A 20,713-nucleotide genomic window follows, 5' to 3' on the forward strand; every position below is an offset into this window, starting at 1 on the left:
CCCCCGCTCCTACAGTCCGTCCGTCCCGGCATAGACCGGGCCCCACCACAACAGGACGATGACATGCTGAGCAACCTGAGTATTCGCACCCGGCTGGCCCTGGCCTTCGGCGGGCTGACCACCCTGGTGCTGGCCGTCGCCGGCCTGGCGCTGTTGGAGCTGGCCGCGGCCAACGACCGCTTCCTGCACTACACCGAGGGCATGAACGCCCGCGCCACCGTGGCCGCCCATGTGCGCGCCGCCGTGGACGACCGCGCCATCGCCGCGCGCAACCTCGTGCTCGTCACGCAGGCGTCCGATCTGGCCGCAGAGAAGGTGGCGGTCACCGCCGCCCACCAGCAGGTGCAGGAACAGCTGGCGCTGCTGGGCCGCATGCTGGCGGCCGACACCACGGTGTCCGAGCAGGCACGCAAGCTCGCGGCCGACATCGGCCAGGTCGAGCAGCGCTACGGCCCCGTGGCCCTGGCCATCGCCGACCTGGCGCTGAACGGGCAGCGCGAGCAGGCCGTGGCCCGGATGAACGCCGAATGCCGTCCGCTGCTGGCCGCCCTGGTGCGCGCCACCAACGCCTACGCCGAGTTCACCGAGCAGCGCACGCGGGACCTGCAGCTGCAGGCCGCCGTGGACTACGGCCGCCAGCGCGGCCAGATGATCGCGCTGTGCCTGCTGGCCATGGCCGCGGCCATCGTGGCGGGCTGGTGGATCACGCGCAGCATCACGCGGCCGCTGAACCGGGCCGTGCAGGCGGCCGACCGCATCGCCGCCGGCGACCTGGGCATGTCCATCGAAGCCACGGCACGCGACGAGACCGGCCACCTGCTGACCGCACTGCAGCGCATGCAGCAAGGCCTGGTCGACACCGTGCAGGCCGTGCGCGGCAATGCCGAAAGCGTGTCGGCCGCCAGCACGCAGATCGCCCAGGGCAACAACGACCTGAGCCAGCGCACCGAGGAGCAGGCCTCGGCGCTGCAGCAGACTTCTGCCGCCATGGAGCAGCTGGGCACCACGGTGCGCACCAACGCCGACAACGCACGCCAGGCCGGCGCGCTGGCCGGCGCCGCGTCCGAGGTCGCCGCGCGCGGCGGCGTGGTGGTGGGCGAAGTCGTCGCGACCATGGGCGGCATCCAGGACAGCGCGCAGCAGATCGGCGAGATCATCGGCACGATCGACGGCATCGCCTTCCAGACCAACATCCTGGCGCTGAACGCGGCCGTGGAAGCCGCCCGGGCCGGCGAGCAGGGCCGCGGCTTCGCCGTCGTGGCCGGCGAGGTGCGCAACCTGGCGCAGCGCAGCGCCGACGCCGCCAAGCAGATCCGCAAGCTCATCACCGCCAGCGTGGCGCGCGTCGAGCATGGCACGGTGCTGGTGGACCGCGCCGGCAGCACGATGCAGGAGATCGTGGCCTCGGTGCAGCGCGTGTCGGACCTCATGGCCGCCATCAGCACCGCCAGCCACGAGCAGAGCCTGGGCGTGGACCAGATCGGCCAGGCCGTTGCGCAGATGGACCTGACGACGCAGCAGAACGCCGCGCTGGTCGAGGAAAGCGCCGCCGCGGCCACCAGCCTGCAGAGCCAGGCCGGCGAGCTCGTGGATGCGGTGGCGGTGTTCCGCCTGCCGGCGACCGAGGCCGAGCGGCCCGCCACGCGCCGCCCGGAGCGCGGCGCGAGCATCCCGCGCCTGCGCGGCAACGCCCTGCCCGCGGGCTGGGCCGGCGCCTGAAACGCCCCGCCGAACACAGCCAGATCGCGCAAGACCGCGCACCGCGCCGCCGCGCTAGAGTGCGTGGATGAACCAGAGCACTCCCTCCCCCGCCCTGCCGGGCTGGCGCCGCCTGCAGAGCAACGGCATCACGATGGCCGCCAGCGTGGTCGCGCCGGCCACGGGCCAGCCCACCGTCGTGCTGCTGCACGGCTTTCCGGAACTGGCCTACTCCTGGCGCCACCAGGTTGCGGCCCTGGCCGCCGCTGGCTACGGCGTGGTGGCGCCCGACCTGCGCGGCTACGGCGAAACCGGCCCGCAGGGCCCGGTCGATGCCTACCGCATGCAGAACCTCGCATTGGATGTGACCGGCCTGCTCGACACGCTGGGCATCGCGCGCGCGGCCGTCGTCGGCCATGACTTCGGCGGCGCCCTGGCCTGGACGCTGGCACGCGACCATGCCGACCGCGTGCTGGGCGTGGTCTCGCTGAACACCCCCTACACGCGCCGCACCGAGACCGACCTGGTGGAGACCATGCGCCGCACGCGCGGGCCCACGCACTACATGGTGCAGTACCAGGAACCCGGCGTCGGCGAGGCGCTGCTGGGCAAGGATGTGGACGCCACGCTGCGCGGCCTCATGCGCCGGCCCGGCGTGACGCTGGCCCAGTTCGCACAGGCGCCGCAGGCATTGCAGGCGCTGCCGGCCGAGCTGTTCAAGGGCGACGAGCAGGTGATGGGCGCGCCGCTGCTCGGCGACGAAGAGCTGGCGGTCTTCGTGCAGGCCTTCGAGCGCACCGGCTTCACGGGCCCGCTGAACTGGTACCGCAACCTGCGCCGCAACTGGGAAGACACGGCGCACACGCCCGACCGCATCGACGTGCCGGCACTGATGGTCTGTGCGGAGCAGGACATCTTCCTGCCGCCATCGACCACGCGCGGCATGGAGCGCATCGTGCCCGACCTGGAGCGCCACACCGTGGCCGGCTGCGGGCACTGGACGCAGCAGGAAAAGCCCGAGGAGGTCAATGCACTGCTGCTGGAGTGGCTGAGGCGGCGTTTTCCAGCGGCCTGAATCTGCGTACCCCCCAGTTTCGCGCGCAGGCGCCGGTTCCTGAAGGTTTGCCCAAGGCCGCCTTGCGCTCTGGCCGCAGCTGCCTATCATCGCGCCCTTTTTGCCTGGGGCTTGCATGCAACTGGAGATCGCTCAATCCACCCCCACGGCGGCCAGCATCGCTCGGCTGGTCGAACTGCACTACGCGTTCGGCCACGTCGTGGCCAGCGAATTCCTGCGGCGCAGCTTCAACCAGGTGTACCGGCTGGACTTTGCCGACGGCCGGCGCACCATCGCGCGGCTGTGCGCTGACCGCCCGCGCGGCGCCCCCAACCTGGCGTTCGAGGCCGAGGCGCTGGCGCATTGGTCCGGCGCCGGTTGCGCGGTAGCGCGCTGCCTGCCCACGGCGCAGGGCGATGTGGCCATCTCCGTGCCCTTGCCCGAAGGCGCGCGGGCGCTGGCTTTGTTCGAGTACGTGGAGGGCGAGGCCACCAGCGACAAGACGCCAGACATACAGGCCTTCGCCCGCGGGCTCGCAGGGTTGCATGCGGCCGGCCATGGTTACCGCGGCGTGGCCAGCGCCTACACGCTGGACTGCGACTACCTGCTGCTGCGCCCGCTGCAAGGGCTGCTCCGAGCGTCCACCATGACGGCCGAACTCGGCCGCCAGTTCGAGGAACTGGGCGCGCGGCTGCACCAGCGCATCCTGGCGCTCGGCCCGCTGGGCCGGGTGCTGTGCCATGGCGACGCGCATGGCAGCAACAACTTCGTGCTGCCAGCCGACCCGACCGGCCAGATCGTCGACCAGCAGCGCACGGCCGTGTTCTTCGACTTCGACGAAGCGGGCCCCGGCTACCTGGCCTACGAGCTGGCGGTCTATCCCTGGAGCCTGTTCCCGCGCACGCCCGACGGCGTGCCCAGCGCCAAGGTGCTCGCGCAGTGGCAGCAGTTCATCCGCGCCTACTGCGCGGCCCGACCCATGGCCGAAGTCGACCTCGCCGCCATCGCCCCGTTCATGGCCGTGCGGCAGTTCTGGCTGCTGGGCGAGTACGCCGGCCGGGTGCCGGTCTGGGGCTCGCAGGCGATCCCGACCGATTACCTGCGCCGGCAGGTGGAAATGTTGCGGCGGTGGGAAACGCTGGAGTTGCCGCACTGAGCGCACGCGCGCGCGTACGCCTTGAAACCATTTCGCTTCAGTTCGAACTTGGATCGGAGAAGAATGGAACAACTCGCCTGGGTCTGCAGGGATCCTGTGAAGGGCTCATGACGACGCCGCAGCACCTTGAACGAGACCATGCTTTCGGCGACACGCGGAGCCGAACAAGGAGAAGACCAACGTGGGTGACGCCTCCGACAGCGCCCTGGTCCGTACGCCGAATTACTTCGGCCAGAAACTCAGGCGCATGGCCAGGGTCTCGTGGCTGCGGACATTTTTCGGCGTCCTTCAGCACCGGCAGGGTTTCCGGGTCTTGTTGAGCGGCAGTGCCCGGCTGGTCGTACGCGGGACGCTGGAGGTCGAGAAGGGGTCGGTGTTGCGGTTCAACGAGCCCTGGCCATTCGCCAACACCGAGCGCGCGTCCTTGATCATCGGGCGCGGCGCACGCCTGAGCGTGCACGGCGGTAACTTCGCCTTCAAGTCCGGCGCCTATGTGGAACTCTTCGACAATGCCCAGCTACGCGTTGGCGGGGGCGATGGCTACATCTCGCGCGGCGTCAGCATCGAGTGTCGGCGCGAGATCACCATCGGCGCTGGTGTCGCGATCAGCAACGACGTGATCATCCGAGACACCGACAGCCACGCGCTCACCGACAGCGCGCGCCCGATGACGCAGCCGGTCACGATTGGCGACCATGTCTGGATTGGCGCGCGTGCGACCATCCTCAAGGGCGTGAACATCGGCAACGGCGCGATCATTGCCGCCGGCGCGGTCGTCGCGCACGATGTGCCACCCGCCGCGCTGGCTGCCGGCGTTCCGGCCCGGGTGATCCGGACCGGCGTCGCCTGGACCTAGCGCAGCATCCGTCCGATTTCGCTGGTAACGCCTTGCAGGGGCGCGAGGTCGCGGCGGCGCGGTCGGCCGGGTTCGGCGATGCGCATCATGCCGTGCCGGCCGTCTGCTGGCGGACAGGCCGCGTGCACTTGGGTGGCGCCGGACCGGCGCTCAGCGCCCCGTCCACACCGGCTTCCTCTTCTCGTTGAACGCGGCCAGGCCTTCGCGCGCGTCCTCGGTCATGGCCAGCAGGGCGATCTGGCTCTCGGTGTAGGCGATGCCTTCGTCGAAGGACATGGCCGCCATGGCGCGCATCGCGTACTTGCCGCGCCGGATGGCGGTGGGCGACTTGCCGGCCAGGCGTTCGGCCAGCCAGTCGGTCTTGGCGTCCAGCCCGGCGCCGGGCACCACGTGGTTGACGAGGCCTGCCGCACGCGCCTCGTCGGCGCCGAAGGGCTCGCCCGTCAGGCACCACTCGCGCACCGTGCGGCGCGGGACGATGTCCTGCAGCAGGCTCAGCACCTGCATCGGGAACAGGCCGATCTTGACCTCGGGCAGGCCGAACTGCACATGGTCCGCGGCGATCGCCAGGTCGGTCATGCAGGCCAGGCCCACGCCGCCGGCCATGCACACGCCGTTGATGCGCGCGATGGAAGGCAGCGTGCTGTCCTGCACCTCGCGCAGCATGTCGGCGTAGTCCACGCTGGGCTGGGACATATCGAACGCGAAGCCGGCGCCGGGCTGCAGGTCGCCGCCGGCGCAGAAGGCCTTCTCGCCAGCGCCGGTCAGCACGATCACGCGCACACCGGGGTCGGCGTGCGCGGCGCGCCAGCCGGCGCGGATGCCGGCCACCACGTCCTTGTTGATGGCGTTGCGCTTGTCGGGGCGGTTGATCGTGATCCATAGCGCGTGCCCGCGCTTCTCGCACACGACGGCGTTCGGGTTGGTGTCTCCCATGCTTGTCTCCCGTGCTTGTTCAGGCCGGTGCAGCCGCCTCGGCCTCGATCTCGGCCACCACGCGCCTGGACGCGACCTGGTCGCCGGTCTTCACATGCAGCGCCACGAGCCGGCCGGCGCAGGGCGCGGCGTGGATGTGCTCCATCTTCATGGCCTCCAGCGTCACCACGGGCTGCCCGGCCTGCACCACATCGCCCACGGCCGCCAGCACGGCCACCACGCGGCCGTTCATGGAGGCGCGCAACTTGCCGTCGCCGCCCTGCTCGCCCCGGCGCTGCGCGACCGCGCGGGTCTGGTCCTGCACGCGCAGCGGCTGCCCACGCAGGTGCAGCAGCAGGCTGTCGCCGTCGCGGTGGAAGACCACGCGCTCGCCCAGGCCTGCACAGGTGAAGCGCGCCGTGTCGGCCTGCAGTGCGTCCAGCACCACGTCCAGCCGCGCGGCGCCGATCTCCACCTCGTAGCGGTGGCGGCTCGGCTGCGTCAGCCGCGCGGTGAGGGCCTCGCCGTCGAGTTCGAAGCGCAGGCCGATGGGCAGGCGGTGCGTCATGCGCTGGGCCGATGCCGGACGCCGCGCACCCGTGGTCTCGTCCAGCAGCACGGCGGCGATGGCGGCGGCGCGCACGCGCAGGGCCGCGTCCGGCGCCAGCAGTGCATCCAGGTGCTGCGCGATGAAGGCCGTGGTGGCGCCACCGGCCGCGAACACCGGGTGCGCCAGGCAGCGCTGCAGGAAGCCCTGGTTGGTGGTGACGCCCAGCGCCACGGCATCCTCCAGGCCCGAGAGCAGCTGGCGGCGCGCAGACTCGCGCGTGTCGCCGTGCGCGATGAGCTTGGCGATCATGGAGTCGTAGTACGGCGGGATCTCGGCGCCGGGCTCCAGCGCATGCTCCACGCGCAGCGCGGCGGGCATCTGCCACAGCGCCATGGTGCCGCTCTGGGGCATGAAGCCCTGGTCGGCGTCTTCCGCGCACAGGCGCACCTCGATGGCATGGCCCGAGAAGCGCACCTGCTCCTGCGTGAGCGGCAGCGGCTCGCCGGCGGCCACGCGCAGCTGCAGCGCCACCAGGTCGAGCCCGGTGATGGCCTCGGTGACGGGATGCTCCACCTGCAGCCGCGTGTTCATCTCCATGAAGTAGAAACGGCCCTCGCGGTCGAGCAGGAACTCCAGCGTGCCCGCACCTTCGTAGCGGATGGCCTGCACGGCCTTCACGGCGACGGCGCCCATGCGCGCGCGCAGTTCGGCGTCGACAGCCGGCGATGGCGCCTCTTCCACGAGCTTCTGGTGGCGGCGCTGCACGGAGCAGTCGCGCTCGCCCAGGTGGATGGCGTTGCCGTGGCGGTCGGCAAAGACCTGGATCTCGATGTGGCGCGGCTCCACGATGGCGCGCTCGAGGATCACCTCGGGGTCGCCGAAGGCGCTCTGTGCCTCCGAGCGCGCGCTGCGCAGCAATTCGGGAAACTCCTTGGCGGACGGTGCCAGCCGCATGCCACGGCCGCCGCCGCCTGCCGTGGCCTTGACCATCACGGGAAAGCCGATGCGCGCGGCCTCCTGCGCCATGCGTTCCTCGCCCTGGTCTTCGCCCTGGTAGCCGGGGATGCAGGGCACGCCCGCCTCGATCATCAAGGCCTTGGCGCCGGCCTTGTGGCCCATGGAGCGGATGGCCTCGGCCGACGGGCCGATGAAGACCAGCCCGGCATCCTTGCAGGCCTGGGCGAAGTCCTCGTTCTCGGCCAGGAAACCGTAGCCGGGGTGCACGGCATCGGCACCGGCGATGCGGGCGGCCTCCACGAGGGCGGCAATGCGCAGGTACGACTGCGCGGGCAATGGCTCGCCGATGCAGACGGCCTGGTCGGCTTCGCGCACGTGGCGCGCGCCGGCATCGGCTGTCGAGTACACGGCCACCGTGCGGTAGCCCAGCGCGCGTGCCGTGCGGATGATGCGCAGCGCGATCTCGCCGCGGTTGGCGATCAGGATCTTGCGGAACGGGGTGGTGGGGGTGGTCATGTTGCTTGTTCGTAACGCAGGGCTGCTGGGGTCGCGTGCGTAGGTAGTGCGTGGGCCGAGGCCACCGGGTGGCCTCTTTCGCTCATGTCCCCCGCCAGGGCCGCAGGCGGCCCAGGCTCCTCCTTGACTTCGCTGCAGAGGCCACCCGATACCCTCGACCTTGGACACGTCGTGTCGTGCGGACCATACAAGCGCTGCGCCCATAGACCACGTCGATGGCGTGCTCTGCGCAGCGAAATAAAGGAGGAGCCCCGGGCCGCCCGCGGCCCGGGGCGGGGGACATTCGCGGAACAGAGCACGCCGTCGGCGGGGTCCCGCGCCGCCGCGCGCATGGATGCATCGCAATGCACCACCTCAATGCCCCGAAGGAAACGTGCCCATGAACTTCGAGAGGATCTGCAGCATCACCTCGTCAGCGCCGCCGCCGATGGACGTCAGCCGCCCGTCGCGGAAGATGCGCGAGATCGGTGTCTCGTCCATGTAGCCCATGCCACCCCAGAACTGCAGGCAGCCATCGGCCACCTCGCGGATCAGGCGGCCGGCCTTGAGCTTGGCCATGGTGGCGGTGCGCGTGGCGTCTGCACCTGCCACGACCTCCTGCACGCCTTGCCACGACAGCGCCCGCAGCGCCGCCACCTCGGTCTGCAACTCCGCCAGCTTGAAGTGCACCCACTGGTTGTCCAGGATGGAGCGGCCGAAGGCCCGGCGCTCGCGCGTGTAGGCGATGGTGGTGTCGATGGCGCGCTGCGCCATCGCGCCGCAGTTGAGCGCGCCCCAGAGCCGCTCGATCTGGAACTGCTCCATCTGGTAGATGAAACCCATGCCCTCTTCGCCGATCCGGTGGCGCTGCGGCACGCGCACGCCGTCGAAATGGATCTGCGCCGTGTCGGACGCGTGCATGCCCATCTTGACGAGCTTGCGCGCCACGCTGACGCCGCGCGTCTTCATGGGCACCACGATCAGCGACTTGTTCTTGTGGCTGGAGCCTTCCGAGGTGTTGGCCAGCACCACGCAGAAGTCTGCCTGCGTGCCGTTGGTGGTCCACATCTTTCCGCCGTCGACGATGTAGTCGGCGCCATCCTTGCGCGCGGTGGTCTTGACCGAGGCGACGTCCGAGCCGCTGCCGACCTCGGAGACGCCCAGGCAGGCCACATATTCGCCCGAGATGGCAGGCGCCAGGAACTCGGCGCGCAGCTCGGCGCTGCCGCGGTGCGCCAATGCTGGCGTTGCCATGTCCGTCTGCACGCCGATGGCCATGGGGATGCCCCCGCAGTGCATGTGGGCCAGCGCCTCGGCCATGACGGCACCGTAGGAGTAGTCGAGCCCGGCGCCGCCGTTCTGCGCAGGCTTGGTCAGGCCCAGCATGCCGAGCTCGCCCAGGCGGCGGAAGACCTGGTGGGCCGGGAAGATCTGGGCGCGCTCCCATTCGTCGACGAACGGATTCACCTCCTTGTCGATGAAGCGGTGCAGCGTGTCGCGCACGCTCTCGTGTTCGGGGGTCAGTTGCATGGCGTGTTCCTCAAGGACGTGCGACGGAGAACTGCATGGCCTGCGGCTGGCGCAGCTCGGCATCGCGGCAGATCGACAGCACGCGGGCCAGCACCTCGCGGGTGTCGCGCGGGTCGATCACGGCGTCGTCCAGCATGCGCGCGCTGGTGGTGAACACGCTCATCTGGCTGTCGAAGCGGTCGATGATGCGGCGCTCCATCTCGGCCAGCTTGGCGCGGTCGACCTCGCCGCCCTTGCGGCGCATGGCGGCCTCGGTCACGTTGACCATGGTCTGCGCGGCCTGCTCGCCGCCCATCACGGCGGTCTTGGCGTTGGGCCAGGAGAAGCAGAAGCGCGGGTGGAAGCCGCGCCCGCACATGCCGTAGTTGCCGGCGCCGAACGACGCGCCGCAGTAGATGGTGATCTGCGGCACCGTGGCGTTGGTGACGGCCTGGATCATCTTGGAGCCGTGCTTGATGATGCCGGCCTCCTCATACGCCTTGCCGACCATGAAGCCGGTCGTGTTGTTGAGGTACAGGATGGGCGTACGGCTCTGGCAGCAGGCCTGGATGAAGTGCGTGGCCTTGCTCGCGCCGGCCGGGTCGATCGGGCCGTTGTTGGTGACGATGCCCAGCGGCATGCCCTCGACCTTAATGTGGCCGACCACGGTGGCGCTGCCGTAGTTCTCCCCGAACTCCAGGAAATCGGAGTCGTCGGCGATGCGCGCGATCACCTGCTTCATGTCGACCGGGCGCTTGTGGTCCATGGGCATGATGCCCAGCAGCTCCCCGGCCTCGTAGCGCGGCGGCTTGAAGCTGCGCACGGGCTCGGCAGGCATGCCGCGCTGCCAGTCGATGTTGGCCAGGATCTCGCGCGCCAGGCGGATGGCGTCGCGGTCGTCCTCGGCCAGGTAGTCGCCCAGGCCCGAGACGGTGGTGTGCATCTCGGCGCCGCCCAGCTCCTCCTCGGTCGCGATCTCGCCGGTGGCGGCCTTCAGCAGCGGCGGGCCGGCGAGGAAGGCGCGCGAGCGGCCGCGCACCATCACGATGTAGTCCGACAGGCCGGTCTGGTAGGCGCCGCCCGCCGTGGACGATCCGTGCGTGACGGTCACCACCGGCAGCCCCGCGGCCGAGATGCGCGCCAGGTTGCGGAACAGGTTGCCGCCGGTCACGAACTCCTCGACCTGGTAGGTCATGAGGTTGGCGCCGGCGCTCTCGACCAGTTGCACGTAAGGCAGCTTGTTCTCGAGCGCGAGTTCCTGCAGGCGCAGCTGCTTGGGGATGCCCATGGGCTGCAGCGCGCCGGCGTCGATGCCCGAGTCGGAGGCATTGACCATCACGCGCACGCCCGACACCCAGCCGATGCCGCCGATCACGCCGCCGCCGGGCACGCTCTTGTCCAGGTCAGGGTTGTCCAGGCCCAGCCCGGCCAGGGCGCCGATCTCCAGGAAAGGCGTGCCGGGGTCCAGCAGCAGGGCCAGGCGCTCGCGCGGCAGCAACTGGCCGCGCTTGTCGAAGCGCTCGCGCGACTTGCCCGAGGTGGCGACGCTGCGCTGCGTGTAGCCCTGCACGCGCTCGAGCAGGGCCAGCATGCCGGCGCGGTTGGCGTCGAAGGCTTCGCTGCCGGGAGAGATGGTCGACTCGATGGTGCTCATGGCGTGGTCGGAGGTGCTGTTGGCCTGGGTCTGGCCACGAGCTTAGGCAACGGTGCGCCGGGGGTCTTGCGCCAACTGGCTGCACGCCGGGCCGCGCCCTACAGCCCCAGTTGCCGTGCCGCGAGGTCCTTCATGACCTCCTCCGACCCACCGCCGATCATCATGACCTTGACCTCGCGGTAGATGCGCTCGCTGGCGGTGCCACGCATGAAGCCCATGCCGCCGAGCAGTTGCACCGCCTGGTCGGCGCAGAACTGCATGGCCTGCGTGGCCTGCACCTTGGCCAGGCAGACGCGGGCCACGAGCTGGGCGGGCCGCGCGTGCTGGTGCTCGATGCGCCAGGCGAGCTCATACACCAGCGTGCGCGCGGCGTCGATGCGCATGGTCATGTCCATGAGCTTGTGGCGCACCACCTGGCGTTCGGCCAGCGGGCTGCCCGCGATCTGGCGCTGGCGCGCCCAGCCCACCGCCTCGCGCAGGCAGACCTCGGCGAAGCCGCAGGCCAGCGCGGCCATGAACAGGCGCTCGCTGTTGAAGTTGTGCATGAACACCTTGAAGCCGCGGTGCTCCTCGCCCACCAGGTTGGCCACCGGCACGCGGCAGTTGTCGAAGCGCAGGTGTGCCGTGTCCGAACTCCACCAGCCCATCTTTTGGAGCGCGGTGCGCGTGAGTCCGGGCGTGTCGCCGTCGATGACCAGCACAGAGATGCCGCCCGCGCCCTTGACCGTGGGATCGGTGCGCACGGCGGTGGTGATGAAGTCGGCCCGCATGCCCGAGGTGATGAATGTCTTCTCGCCATTGACGACGTAGTGGTCGCCGTCGCGGAAGGCGGTGGTGCGCAGGTGCGCCACGTCGGAGCCGCCGCTGGATTCGGTCACGGCCAGGGCCGCGATCTTCTCGCCGCGCAGCACGGGCGGGATCACGCGGCGCTGGATCGCGGCGCTGCCGGCTTTCAGGATGGGCGGCAGCGCGATGCTGTGCGAATTGAGCGATGCCTGTACGCCGCCGCAGCCGCAGCGCGCGAACTCCTCGGCCACGACGAGCTGGTAGAACAGATCGGCCGGCGTGCCGCCGAGTTCCTCGGGGTAGCCCAGGCCCTGCACGCCGAGTTCGGCCACGCGCGCGTAGAGCGCCCGCGGGAAGGTCTCGGCCTCGTCCCACTCGTTCACATGCGGCGTGATCTCGCGCGCGATGAAGGCGCGCAGGGTGGCGCGGAATTGCGCGTGCTCGGGCGTGAAGTAAAAGGGCAGCGCGGGCGCGTCGAGAAAGTCCATCGGGGCTCCAGGTGCGCGGACAAGCCTAGCGGCGCGGCGGCGCCGGGGTCTTGCGCGAACTGGCTGCGGTGGGGCGCGAACGGGCCGCGGAAGGGCTGCGGAAGGGCTGCGGAAGGGCTGCGGAAGGGCTGCGGGAGAACTGCAAGGGCGCGTGCCAGCCAGTCGGCGCAAGCCGGCCCCGGCCACGCGCGCTACGCTGGCCCGTTCCACAGGAGGCCCATTCCCATGACCAGCAGCAGCCCACCGCCCCGCAAGACCGTCCGCATCGGCGGCGCCTCAGGCTTCTGGGGCGACAGCATGGTGGCGGCGCCGCAACTCGTGCACGGTGGCCGGCTCGATTACCTGGTGTTCGACTACCTGGCCGAAACCACGATGGCCATCCTGGCCGCCGCGCGTGCCAGGAAGCCGGAGCTCGGCTACGCCACCGACTTCGTCGACATCGCCATGAAGCCGGTGCTGGCCGAGGTCAAGCGCCAGGGCATTCGTGTCATCAGCAACGCGGGCGGCATCCATCCGCAGGCCTGCGCCGCGGCACTGCAGTCGCTGGCCGAATCCCAGGGCATCGCGCTGCGCATCGCGGTTGTCGAAGGCGACGATGTGAGCGCGCAGATGCCGGCCCTGCGCGCGGCCGGCACGCGCGACATGTTCACGGGCGAGGCCCTGCCCGAGAAGGTGCTCAGCGCCAACGCCTACCTGGGTGCCACGCCCATCGCGGCCGCGCTCGCCGCCGGCGCCGACGTGGTCATCACGGGCCGCTGCGTGGACAGTGCGGTGACGCTGGGCGCGCTCATGCACGCCTTCGGCTGGTCGGCCGACGACCACGACCGGCTGGCCTCGGGCAGCCTGGCCGGCCACATCATCGAATGCGGCTGCCAGGCCACGGGTGGCCTGCACACGGATTGGGAAGACATCCCCGATTGGGCCCACATGGGTTACCCGGTCGTGGAATGCAGCGCCGACGGCAGCTTCGTCGTGACCAAGCCCGAAGGCACGGGCGGCCGCATCCTGCGCGCCAACGTGGCCGAGCAGTTGCTCTACGAGATCGGCGACCCGGGCGCCTACCTGCTGCCCGACGTGCGCTGCGACTTCCGCTTCGTGGAGATCACGCAGCAGGGCGAGGACCGCGTGCACGTGGGCCCGGCCCGCGGCAGCGCGCCGACGCCCCACTACAAGGTGTCGGCCACGCAGCTCGATGGCTTTCGCTGCGCGGGCAGCATGGTGTTCATCGGCATCGATGCGGCGAAGAAGGCGCGCCGCACGGGCGAGGCCATCCTCGAACGCACGGGCGAGATCCTGCGGGCGCAGGGGCAGCCGCCGTTCACCTCGACCCATCTGGAGGTGCTGGGCGCCGAGACGCTGTACGGGCCGCATGCGCGCACGGGCGCCGCGCGCGAGGTGATGCTGCGCATCGTGGCGAACCACCCGGACAAGAACGCGCTGGCCATGTTCGCGCGCGAGATCGCGCCGTCCGGCACGTCGTGGGCGCCCGGCACCACCAGCCCGGGCGGCGGCCGGCCGGCCGTGTCGCCGCTGGTCAAGCCCTTCGCCTTCCTGCTGGACAAGCGGGCTGTGCCGGTGGCCATGGCGCTCGATGGCCAGCGCCACAGGGTGGCTGTGGCTGCAGGCACCGAGAGCGGCCACACGGCGCCCGCGCCGCAGCCCGGCGCCAGGGACGAGCCTGCCGAGCCATCGGAGGACGTGCGCCTGGTCGACCTGGCCTGGGCCCGCAGCGGCGACAAGGGCGACATCTCCAACATCGGCATCGTCGCGCGCCGGCCCGAATGGCTGCCCCTGCTGTGGGACCGGCTCACGCCGCAGGTGGTGAAGGCCTACTTCGCGCACCTGGTGCACGGCCAGGTCGAACGCTTCTACCTGCCGGGCATCGCGGCCATGAACCTGCTGCTGCACGAGGCGCTGGACGGCGGCGGGCCTTCGTCGATGCGCATGGACCCGCTGGGCAAGGGCATGGCGCAGATGCTGCTGGACTTGCCGATCGCCGTGCCGGCCAGCGTCGCGCGCGCAGCCCGGCGCAAGTAACAACGTAGGGCCGGAGGATCAAAGCACGGGCAAAGAAAAAAGGCCTTGCGACGAATCGCAAGGCCTTTCGATCTGGAGCGGGAAAAGAGTCTCGAACTCTCGACCTCAACCTTGGCAAGGTTGCGCTCTACCAACTGAGCTATTCCCGCATCTTTCTTCGCTGCCGCAGAGCGATGCCTTCTCTGCGGCCCTGTACTTTCGTACGGATCTGGAGCGGGAAAAGAGTCTCGAACTCTCGACCTCAACCTTGGCAAGGTTGCGCTCTACCAACTGAGCTATTCCCGCATCTTTCTTTGTTGCCGCAGAGCGATGCCTTCTCTGCGGCCTTGTACTTTCGTACGGATCTGGAGCGGGAAAAGAGTCTCGAACTCTCGACCTCAACCTTGGCAAGGTTGCGCTCTACCAACTGAGCTATTCCCGCGAAGCCTCAGATTATAAGCTACAAAACCGCTGTTCGGCAAATCTCCTGCGAACTTTTCGCCCTCAGTGCTTGGTCGAGACGCGCGTGGCCTCGGCCGTCGCGGGCACGTCCAGGGGCGCAGCGGCGGCCTCGTCATCCGCCAGGGGCGTGGGCACGCGCTCCAGCGCCACTTCCAGCACCTGGTCGATCCACTTGACCGGCACGATCTCGAGGCCGTTCTTCACGTTCTCGGGGATCTCCTGCAGGTCCTTGGCGTTCTCTTCCGGGATCAACACCGTCTTGATGCCGCCGCGCAGCGCGGCCAGCAGCTTTTCCTTCAGGCCGCCGATGGCCGTCACCTCGCCGCGCAGCGTGATCTCACCGGTCATGGCGACATCGCTGCGCACGGGGATGCCGGTCAGCGCAGACACGAAGGCGGTGGTCATCGCCGCACCGGCGCTCGGACCGTCCTTGGGCGTGGCGCCGTCGGGAACGTGGATGTGGATGTCGCGCTTCTCGAACGCCTCGTCCTTGATGCCGAGGCGGCGCGAGCGGCTGCGCACCACCGTGCGTGCGGCCTCGACCGATTCCTTCATCACGTCGCCCAGCGAGCCGGTGCGCGTGATCACGCCCTTGCCGGGCATGGTCGCGGCTTCGATGGTCAGCAGGTCGCCACCGACCTCGGTCCAGGCCAGGCCCACGACCTGGCCGACCTGGTTCTGGTTCTCGGCGCGGCCATAGGTGTACTTACGCACGCCCAGGAAGTCGTTGAGGTTGTCGGCGTTGACGACCACCTGCGGCGCCATCTTCTTGAGCTGCAGCGCCTTCACCACCTTGCGGCAGATCTTGGACAGCTCGCGTTCGAGCGAACGCACGCCGGCTTCGCGCGTGTAGTAGCGCACCACGTCGCGCACGGCGTCCTCGGTGACCAGCAGTTCCTCGTCCTTCACGCCGTTGTTCTTGAGCTGCTTGGGCAGCAGGTACTTGAGCGCGATGTTGACCTTCTCGTCCTCGGTGTAACCCGACAGGCGGATCACTTCCATGCGGTCCAGCAGGGCCGGCGGGATGTTCATCGAGTTCGAGGTGGCGACGAACATCACGTCCGACAGGTCGAAATCGACCTCGACGTAGTGGTCGCCGAAGGTGTGGTTCTGCTCGGGGTCCAGCACTTCCAGCAAAGCGCTGGACGGATCGCCGCGGAAATCGGTGCCCAGCTTGTCGATCTCGTCGAGCAGGAACAGCGGGTTGCGCGTGCCGACCTTGGACAGGCTCTGCAGCACCTTGCCCGGCAACGCGCCGATGTAGGTGCGGCGGTGGCCTCGGATCTCGGCCTCGTCGCGCATGCCGCCGAGCGCCATGCGCACGTACTTGCGCCCAGTGGCCTTGGCCACCGACTGGCCGAGCGAGGTCTTGCCCACGCCCGGGGGGCCGACCAGGCACAGGATCGGCGCCTTGACCTTGTCCACGCGCTGCTGCACCGCGAGGTATTCGAGGATGCGGTCCTTGACCTTGTCCAGGCCGTAGTGGTCTTCGTTGAGCACGGCCTCGGCGTTGGCCAGGTCGTGCTTGATCTTCGTGCGCTTGCTCCAGGGCAGGTTGGTCAGCACGTCGATGTAGTTGCGCACCACGGTGGCTTCGGCCGACATGGGCGACATGAGCTTGAGCTTCTTGAGCTCGGCCTCGGCCTTCTTGAGCGCCTCCTTGGACATCTTGGCGAGGCGGATCTTCTTCTCGATCTCCTCGATGTCGGCACCCTCCTCGCCCTCGCCAAGTTCCTTCTGGATGGCCTTGACCTGCTCGTTGAGGTAGAAGTCGCGCTGGTTCTTCTCCATCTGCCGCTTCACGCGGCCGCGGATCTTCTTGTCGACGTTGAGGATGTCGACCTCGCGCTCGAGCTGCCCGTACAGGTTCTCCAGGCGCTCGCGCACGTCCGACAGGTCGAGCACGACCTGCTTGTTGTCCAGCTTGAGCGGCAGGTGCGCGGCGATGGTGTCGGCCAGGCGGCCGGCGTCGTCGATGCTGGAGATCGAGGTCAGGATCTCGGGCGGGATCTTCTTGTTCAGCTTGACGTACTGGTCGAACTGCTGCATCACCGCACGGCGCAGCGCCTCGACCTCGGTGTTCTTCAGCGTCGCGTCGGCAGGCTGGATCGGCGTGACATTGGCGCTGAAATGCGACTCGCCATCCTGGATGGCGTTGACGCTCGCGCGCTGCTGGCCCTCGACCAGCACCTTCACGGTGCCGTCGGGCAGTTTCAGCATCTGCAGGATGGTGGAGACGCAGCCGACATCGAACATGTCGGTGACCGCGGGTTCGTCCTTGGCGGCAGCCTTCTGCGCCACCAGCATGATGCGACGCTCTGCCTCCATCGCGGCCTCCAGCGCCTTGATGCTCTTGGGGCGGCCCACGAACAACGGGATCACCATGTGGGGGAACACCACCACATCGCGCAGCGGCAACAGCGGCAGGTCCAGCGGCTCGGCTGGCAGGGGGGTTTGACCGGACATCAGAATCCTTTGTGTGACCCAGCGAATATGGTCGCGTGTGTCACATTTTCAACCCGTGCCGCGTGCGGCACAGGAGGGGTTGAAGAAAGCCGGCACCGCCCTTGCGGGAACCGGCAGCACGGTCAGGCTTTCTTGGCCGCTTCGCGGTAGACCAGCAGCGGCGCCTTGTTTTCTTCGATGGTGGACTCGTCGACGACCACCTTGTCGACGTTGGCCGTGTTCGGCAGCTCGAACATGGTGTCGATCAACGACAGCTCGAGGATGGAACGCAGGCCGCGCGCGCCGGTCTTGCGCGCCAGCGCCTTGCGGGCGATCGCCTTGAGCGCCGCGGGGCGGATCTCCAGGTCCACGTCTTCCATGGCCAGCAGCTTGGCGTATTGCTTGACGAGCGCGTTCTTGGGCTCGGTCAGAATCTGCACCAGCGCGTCTTCGCTGAGCTCGGCCAGCGTGGCCACCACCGGCATGCGGCCGACCAGTTCGGGGATCAGGCCGAACTTGATCAGGTCCTCCGGCTCGACCTCACGGAACACCTCGGTCAGCGCGCGCTCGGCCTTGCTCTTCACCGCGGCGCCGAAGCCGATGCCCGAGGACTCCTGCCGGCTGCCGATGACCTTCTCCAGGCCAGCGAACGCACCGCCGCAGATGAACAGGATGTTGGTCGTGTCGATCTGCAGGAAGTCCTGGTTCGGGTGCTTGCGGCCACCCTGCGGCGGCACGCTGGCCATGGTGCCTTCGATGAGCTTGAGCAGCGCCTGCTGCACGCCCTCGCCCGACACATCGCGCGTGATCGAGGGGTTGTCCGATTTGCGCGAGATCTTGTCGATCTCGTCGATGTAGACGATGCCGCGCTGGGCCCGCTCCACATCGTAGTTGCAGCTCTGCAGCAGCTTGGCCACGATGTTCTCGACGTCCTCGCCAACGTAGCCGGCCTCGGTCAGCGTGGTGGCGTCGGCCATCACGAAGGGCACGTCCAGCATGCGCGCGAGTGTCTGCGCCAGCAGCGTCTTGCCCGAACCGGTGGGGCCGATCAAGAGGATGTTGCTCTTGGCGAGCTCGACCTCGTCCTTCTTGGCCTTGTCCTTGTAGCGCAGGCGCTTGTAGTGGTTGTAGACCGCAACGGACAACGTGCGCTTGGCGACCTCCTGGCCGACCACGTAGTTGTCCAGGTTGTTCTTGATCTCCAGCGGCGTGGGCAGGTCGCCGCGGCCCTCGCGCGCCTCGCCGGCCGCAGGCACTTCGTCGCGGATGATCTCGTTGCACAGGTCGATGCACTCGTCGCAGATGAACACGGACGGTCCTGCGATGAGTTTCTTCACCTCGTGCTGGCTCTTCCCGCAGAACGAGCAGTACAGGGTCTTTTCGCTGGAGGAGCCTTTTTTCTCGGCCATGGAGGAATGCCTTTAAAAAGACGTTGGGCAATGATAACCAAACGAAAAACGGCGCCTTTCACCAAAAAGGCGCCGTTTTCCGCGCAGTCCACGCGGCTGCCGCGTGGTCCGGATCAGGGCCGGCGCGCGATCACCTGGTCGATGAGACCGTATTCCTTGGCCTCGTTGGCTTCCAGGAAGTAATCACGCTCGGTGTCGTGCTTGACCTTCTCCAGCGGCTGGCCGGTGCGCTCGGCCAGGATGCGGTTCATCTGGTCCTTGGTGCGCAGGATGTCGCGCGCATGGATCTCGATGTCGGTCGCCTGGCCACGCGCGCCACCCAGCACCTGGTGGATCATGATCTTCGAGTTAGGCAGCGAAAAGCGCTTGCCCTTGGCACCGGCCGCCAGCAGGAAGGCACCCATGCTGGCCGCGAAGCCCACGCACAGCGTGGACACGTCCGGCTTGATGAACTGCATGGTGTCGTAGATGGCCATGCCGGCCGTCACGCTGCCGCCGGGCGAGTTGATGTAGAACGAGATGTCCTTGTCGGGGTTCTCGCTCTCCAGGAACAGCAGCTGCGCCACCACCAGGTTGGCGGTCTGGTCGTTGACCTCGCCCACCAGGAAGATCACCCGCTCTTTCAGCAGGCGCGAGTAGATGTCGTAGGAACGCTCGCCGCGGCCCGACTGCTCGATGACCATGGGAACCATGCCCAGGTTCTGGGTCTCGAGCGAACTGTTGTGGATGGCCATGTTTTCTCCGGAATTAGGTTGGCAAGCGTCAGATGGGGGCCTCGCGCCCGAAGGCAAGGGGCCAGGCCCGGCCGGGCATCAGCCCTGCTGCGCCATCAGTTCGTCGAAGCCGATCGCCTTGTCGGTGACCTTGGCCTGGGCCAGCACGTAGTCGGTCACGTTGTTCTCGATCACGGCGGCTTCCACGTCCGCCAGGCGTTGGCGGTCGCCGTAGTACCAGCGCACCACGTCTTCGGGCTTCTCGTAGCTGGCCGCCAGGTCGTCGATGTGGGCCTTGATCTGCTCGGGCTTGGCCAGCAGCTCGTTCTTGCGCACGAGTTCGGCCACCACCAGGCCCAGGCGCACGCGGCGCTCGGCCTGGGGACGCACGATCTCCTCAGGGATCGGCGCGCTGTCGGCATCCTTCAGGCCGCGCTGCTTGAGGTCGGCGCGGGTGCTCTCGATCATGCGGCCGATCTCGGCCTGCACGCTGGCGTTGGGCAGGTCCAGCTCGGCCTTGGTCAGCAGCGCGTCCATGACGGCCTGCTTGTTGCGGGCCAGCAGGCGGAACTTGACTTCGCGCTCCAGGTTCTTGCGGATGTCGGCGCGCAGGCCGGCCACCGTGCCGTCGGCGATGCCCAACGACTTGGCCAGGGTGTCGTCGATCTCGGGCATGTGGCTGGACTCGATCTTCTTGACCGTGACGAGGAAATCGGCCTGCTTGCCGGCCACGTCCTTGCCGTGGTAATCGGCCGGGAAGGCCAGCGGGAAGGTGCGGCTCTCGCCGGACTTCATGCCACGCACGGCGTCTTCGAACTCCTTGAGCATCTGGCCTTCGCCGACCACGTACTGGAAGTCCTCGGCCTTGCCGCCCTGGAAGGGCTCGCCGTCGATCTTGCCTTCGAAATCGACCGTCACGCGGTCGCCGTCGGCGGCAGCGGCGTCCTGGGCGCGCTGGGCGAAGCTGCGGCGCTGCTTGCGCAGGATGTCCAGCGTCTTGTCGATGGCTTCGTCGGTCACCTCGGCGGACAGGCGCTCGACCTCGGCCGTGGCCAGGTCGTTGATGACCACATCGGGGAACACCTCGAACACCGCGTCGAAGGCCAGCTGGCCCTCGGGCGCGCCTTCCTTCTCGCTGATGCGCGGCTGACCGGCCACGCGCAGCTGGGCTTCGTTGGCGGCGGCCGAGAACGCCTCGCCCACCTTGTCGTTCATGACTTCGTAGTGCACCGAGTAGCCATAGCGCTGCGCCACGACGTTCATCGGCACCTTGCCGGGACGGAAGCCGTCCATGCGCACGGTGCGCGCCAGCTTCTTGAGGCGGTTGTTGACCTCGTTCTGGATCACATCCACCGGCAGCGACAGGGTGATCTTGCGCTCCAGCTTCTCGAGGTTTTCAACGGTAACGGCCATGGTGGTCTCGGGTAAATGAAAGAGGGGTGGTGCGCGGGGGGGGACTCGAACCCCCACACCATTGCTGGCGTCAGGACCTAAACCTGGTGCGTCTACCAATTTCGCCACCCGCGCAGTTTCGGTCAACCGGGCATTTT

At 68.7% G+C, this 20,713-nt stretch carries 14 protein-coding genes and 4 tRNA genes; 5 read left to right on the forward strand and 13 right to left on the reverse strand.

Annotation, left to right across the window (positions count from 1 at the left end; all coding sequences use genetic code 11):
- Window positions 1-63 precede the first annotated feature (63 nt).
- From ASF44_RS33140 to ASF44_RS01240, 4 genes are all read left to right on the forward strand, one after another.
- A complete protein-coding gene (locus tag ASF44_RS33140; RefSeq protein WP_304437988.1) occupies window positions 64-1,719 on the forward strand; it encodes a methyl-accepting chemotaxis protein in 1,656 nt (551 codons plus the stop codon).
- Between the two features lie 67 nt (window positions 1,720-1,786).
- Complete coding sequence (locus ASF44_RS01230) at window positions 1,787-2,773, forward strand: alpha/beta fold hydrolase (RefSeq protein ID WP_056897356.1); 987 nt, start codon at window positions 1,787-1,789, stop codon at window positions 2,771-2,773.
- Between the two features lie 115 nt (window positions 2,774-2,888).
- Window positions 2,889-3,908 carry a phosphotransferase enzyme family protein gene (locus tag ASF44_RS01235; protein WP_056897357.1) on the forward strand — a complete coding sequence of 340 codons (1,020 nt, stop codon included), beginning with the start codon at window positions 2,889-2,891 and terminating at the stop codon, window positions 3,906-3,908.
- A 181-nt stretch (window positions 3,909-4,089) separates the two neighbouring features.
- Window positions 4,090-4,764 carry a DapH/DapD/GlmU-related protein gene (locus ASF44_RS01240; protein WP_082524450.1) on the forward strand — a complete coding sequence of 225 codons (675 nt, stop codon included), beginning with the start codon at window positions 4,090-4,092 and terminating at the stop codon, window positions 4,762-4,764.
- Window positions 4,765-4,914: 150 nt separating this feature from the next.
- Here the strand turns inward: ASF44_RS01240 and ASF44_RS01245 are convergent, their stop codons facing one another.
- From ASF44_RS01245 to ASF44_RS01265, 5 genes are all read right to left on the reverse strand, one after another.
- Window positions 4,915-5,700 (reverse strand): enoyl-CoA hydratase/isomerase family protein, encoded by a 786-nt coding sequence (locus ASF44_RS01245; protein ID WP_056897359.1) that lies wholly within the window; start codon window positions 5,698-5,700, stop codon window positions 4,915-4,917.
- A gap of 19 nt (window positions 5,701-5,719) precedes the next feature.
- Window positions 5,720-7,702, reverse strand: coding sequence for an acetyl-CoA carboxylase biotin carboxylase subunit (locus ASF44_RS01250; RefSeq protein ID WP_056897360.1), 1,983 nt, complete (start codon window positions 7,700-7,702; stop codon window positions 5,720-5,722).
- A gap of 354 nt (window positions 7,703-8,056) precedes the next feature.
- Complete coding sequence (locus ASF44_RS01255; protein WP_056897361.1) at window positions 8,057-9,211, reverse strand: acyl-CoA dehydrogenase family protein; 1,155 nt, start codon at window positions 9,209-9,211, stop codon at window positions 8,057-8,059.
- Between the two features lie 10 nt (window positions 9,212-9,221).
- Window positions 9,222-10,844, reverse strand: a complete 1,623-nt coding sequence (locus ASF44_RS01260) for an acyl-CoA carboxylase subunit beta (RefSeq protein WP_056897362.1) — start codon at window positions 10,842-10,844, stop codon at window positions 9,222-9,224.
- A 98-nt stretch (window positions 10,845-10,942) separates the two neighbouring features.
- Window positions 10,943-12,118: an acyl-CoA dehydrogenase family protein gene (locus ASF44_RS01265; protein ID WP_056897363.1), complete on the reverse strand. Its 1,176-nt coding sequence runs from the start codon at window positions 12,116-12,118 to the stop codon at window positions 10,943-10,945.
- A gap of 225 nt (window positions 12,119-12,343) precedes the next feature.
- Here ASF44_RS01265 and ASF44_RS01270 point away from each other — a divergent pair, with 225 nt between their 5' ends.
- Window positions 12,344-14,155, forward strand: coding sequence for an acyclic terpene utilization AtuA family protein (locus ASF44_RS01270; RefSeq protein WP_056897364.1), 1,812 nt, complete (start codon window positions 12,344-12,346; stop codon window positions 14,153-14,155).
- Window positions 14,156-14,228: 73 nt separating this feature from the next.
- Here the strand turns inward: ASF44_RS01270 and ASF44_RS01275 are convergent.
- From ASF44_RS01275 to ASF44_RS01310, 8 genes are all read right to left on the reverse strand, one after another.
- Window positions 14,229-14,304 (reverse strand) — tRNA-Gly (locus ASF44_RS01275).
- 60 nt (window positions 14,305-14,364) lie between these two features.
- Window positions 14,365-14,440, reverse strand: a tRNA-Gly gene (locus ASF44_RS01280).
- Window positions 14,441-14,500: 60 nt separating this feature from the next.
- A tRNA-Gly gene (locus ASF44_RS01285) sits at window positions 14,501-14,576 on the reverse strand.
- 62 nt (window positions 14,577-14,638) lie between these two features.
- Window positions 14,639-17,062, reverse strand: coding sequence for an endopeptidase La (lon, locus tag ASF44_RS01290; protein ID WP_056897365.1), 2,424 nt, complete (start codon window positions 17,060-17,062; stop codon window positions 14,639-14,641).
- A 122-nt stretch (window positions 17,063-17,184) separates the two neighbouring features.
- Window positions 17,185-18,450 (reverse strand): ATP-dependent Clp protease ATP-binding subunit ClpX, encoded by a 1,266-nt coding sequence (gene clpX / locus ASF44_RS01295; RefSeq protein WP_056897366.1) that lies wholly within the window; start codon window positions 18,448-18,450, stop codon window positions 17,185-17,187.
- A 113-nt stretch (window positions 18,451-18,563) separates the two neighbouring features.
- Window positions 18,564-19,184 carry an ATP-dependent Clp endopeptidase proteolytic subunit ClpP gene (gene clpP, locus ASF44_RS01300; RefSeq protein ID WP_056897367.1) on the reverse strand — a complete coding sequence of 207 codons (621 nt, stop codon included), beginning with the start codon at window positions 19,182-19,184 and terminating at the stop codon, window positions 18,564-18,566.
- Between the two features lie 78 nt (window positions 19,185-19,262).
- Entirely contained in the window at window positions 19,263-20,576 is a 1,314-nt protein-coding gene (gene tig / locus ASF44_RS01305; RefSeq protein WP_056897368.1) for a trigger factor, read from the reverse strand.
- A gap of 27 nt (window positions 20,577-20,603) precedes the next feature.
- Window positions 20,604-20,690: transfer RNA gene (locus tag ASF44_RS01310), tRNA-Leu, on the reverse strand.
- Window positions 20,691-20,713 lie beyond the last annotated feature (23 nt).

The sequence above is a fragment of the Pseudorhodoferax sp. Leaf274 genome (genome assembly GCF_001422445.1).
In the GTDB taxonomy this organism is placed as follows: Bacteria; Pseudomonadota; Gammaproteobacteria; order Burkholderiales; family Burkholderiaceae_C; genus Pseudorhodoferax.

Excerpts from the sequence above, each read along its gene's own strand:
- ASF44_RS33140 (WP_304437988.1), top strand. The coding sequence starts at position 64 with ATGCTGAGCAACCTGAGTATTCGCACCCGGCTGGCCCTGGCCTTCGGC.
- ASF44_RS01230 (WP_056897356.1), top strand. The coding sequence starts at position 1,787 with ATGAACCAGAGCACTCCCTCCCCCGCCCTGCCGGGCTGGCGCCGCCTG.
- ASF44_RS01235 (WP_056897357.1), top strand. The coding sequence starts at position 2,889 with ATGCAACTGGAGATCGCTCAATCCACCCCCACGGCGGCCAGCATCGCT.
- ASF44_RS01245 (WP_056897359.1), bottom strand. The coding sequence starts at position 5,700 with ATGGGAGACACCAACCCGAACGCCGTCGTGTGCGAGAAGCGCGGGCAC.
- ASF44_RS01250 (WP_056897360.1), bottom strand. The coding sequence starts at position 7,702 with ATGACCACCCCCACCACCCCGTTCCGCAAGATCCTGATCGCCAACCGC.
- ASF44_RS01255 (WP_056897361.1), bottom strand. The coding sequence starts at position 9,211 with ATGCAACTGACCCCCGAACACGAGAGCGTGCGCGACACGCTGCACCGC.
- ASF44_RS01260 (WP_056897362.1), bottom strand. The coding sequence starts at position 10,844 with ATGAGCACCATCGAGTCGACCATCTCTCCCGGCAGCGAAGCCTTCGAC.
- ASF44_RS01265 (WP_056897363.1), bottom strand. The coding sequence starts at position 12,118 with ATGGACTTTCTCGACGCGCCCGCGCTGCCCTTTTACTTCACGCCCGAG.
- ASF44_RS01270 (WP_056897364.1), top strand. The coding sequence starts at position 12,344 with ATGACCAGCAGCAGCCCACCGCCCCGCAAGACCGTCCGCATCGGCGGC.
- lon (WP_056897365.1), bottom strand. The coding sequence starts at position 17,062 with ATGTCCGGTCAAACCCCCCTGCCAGCCGAGCCGCTGGACCTGCCGCTG.
- clpX (WP_056897366.1), bottom strand. The coding sequence starts at position 18,450 with ATGGCCGAGAAAAAAGGCTCCTCCAGCGAAAAGACCCTGTACTGCTCG.
- clpP (WP_056897367.1), bottom strand. The coding sequence starts at position 19,184 with ATGGCCATCCACAACAGTTCGCTCGAGACCCAGAACCTGGGCATGGTT.
- tig (WP_056897368.1), bottom strand. The coding sequence starts at position 20,576 with ATGGCCGTTACCGTTGAAAACCTCGAGAAGCTGGAGCGCAAGATCACC.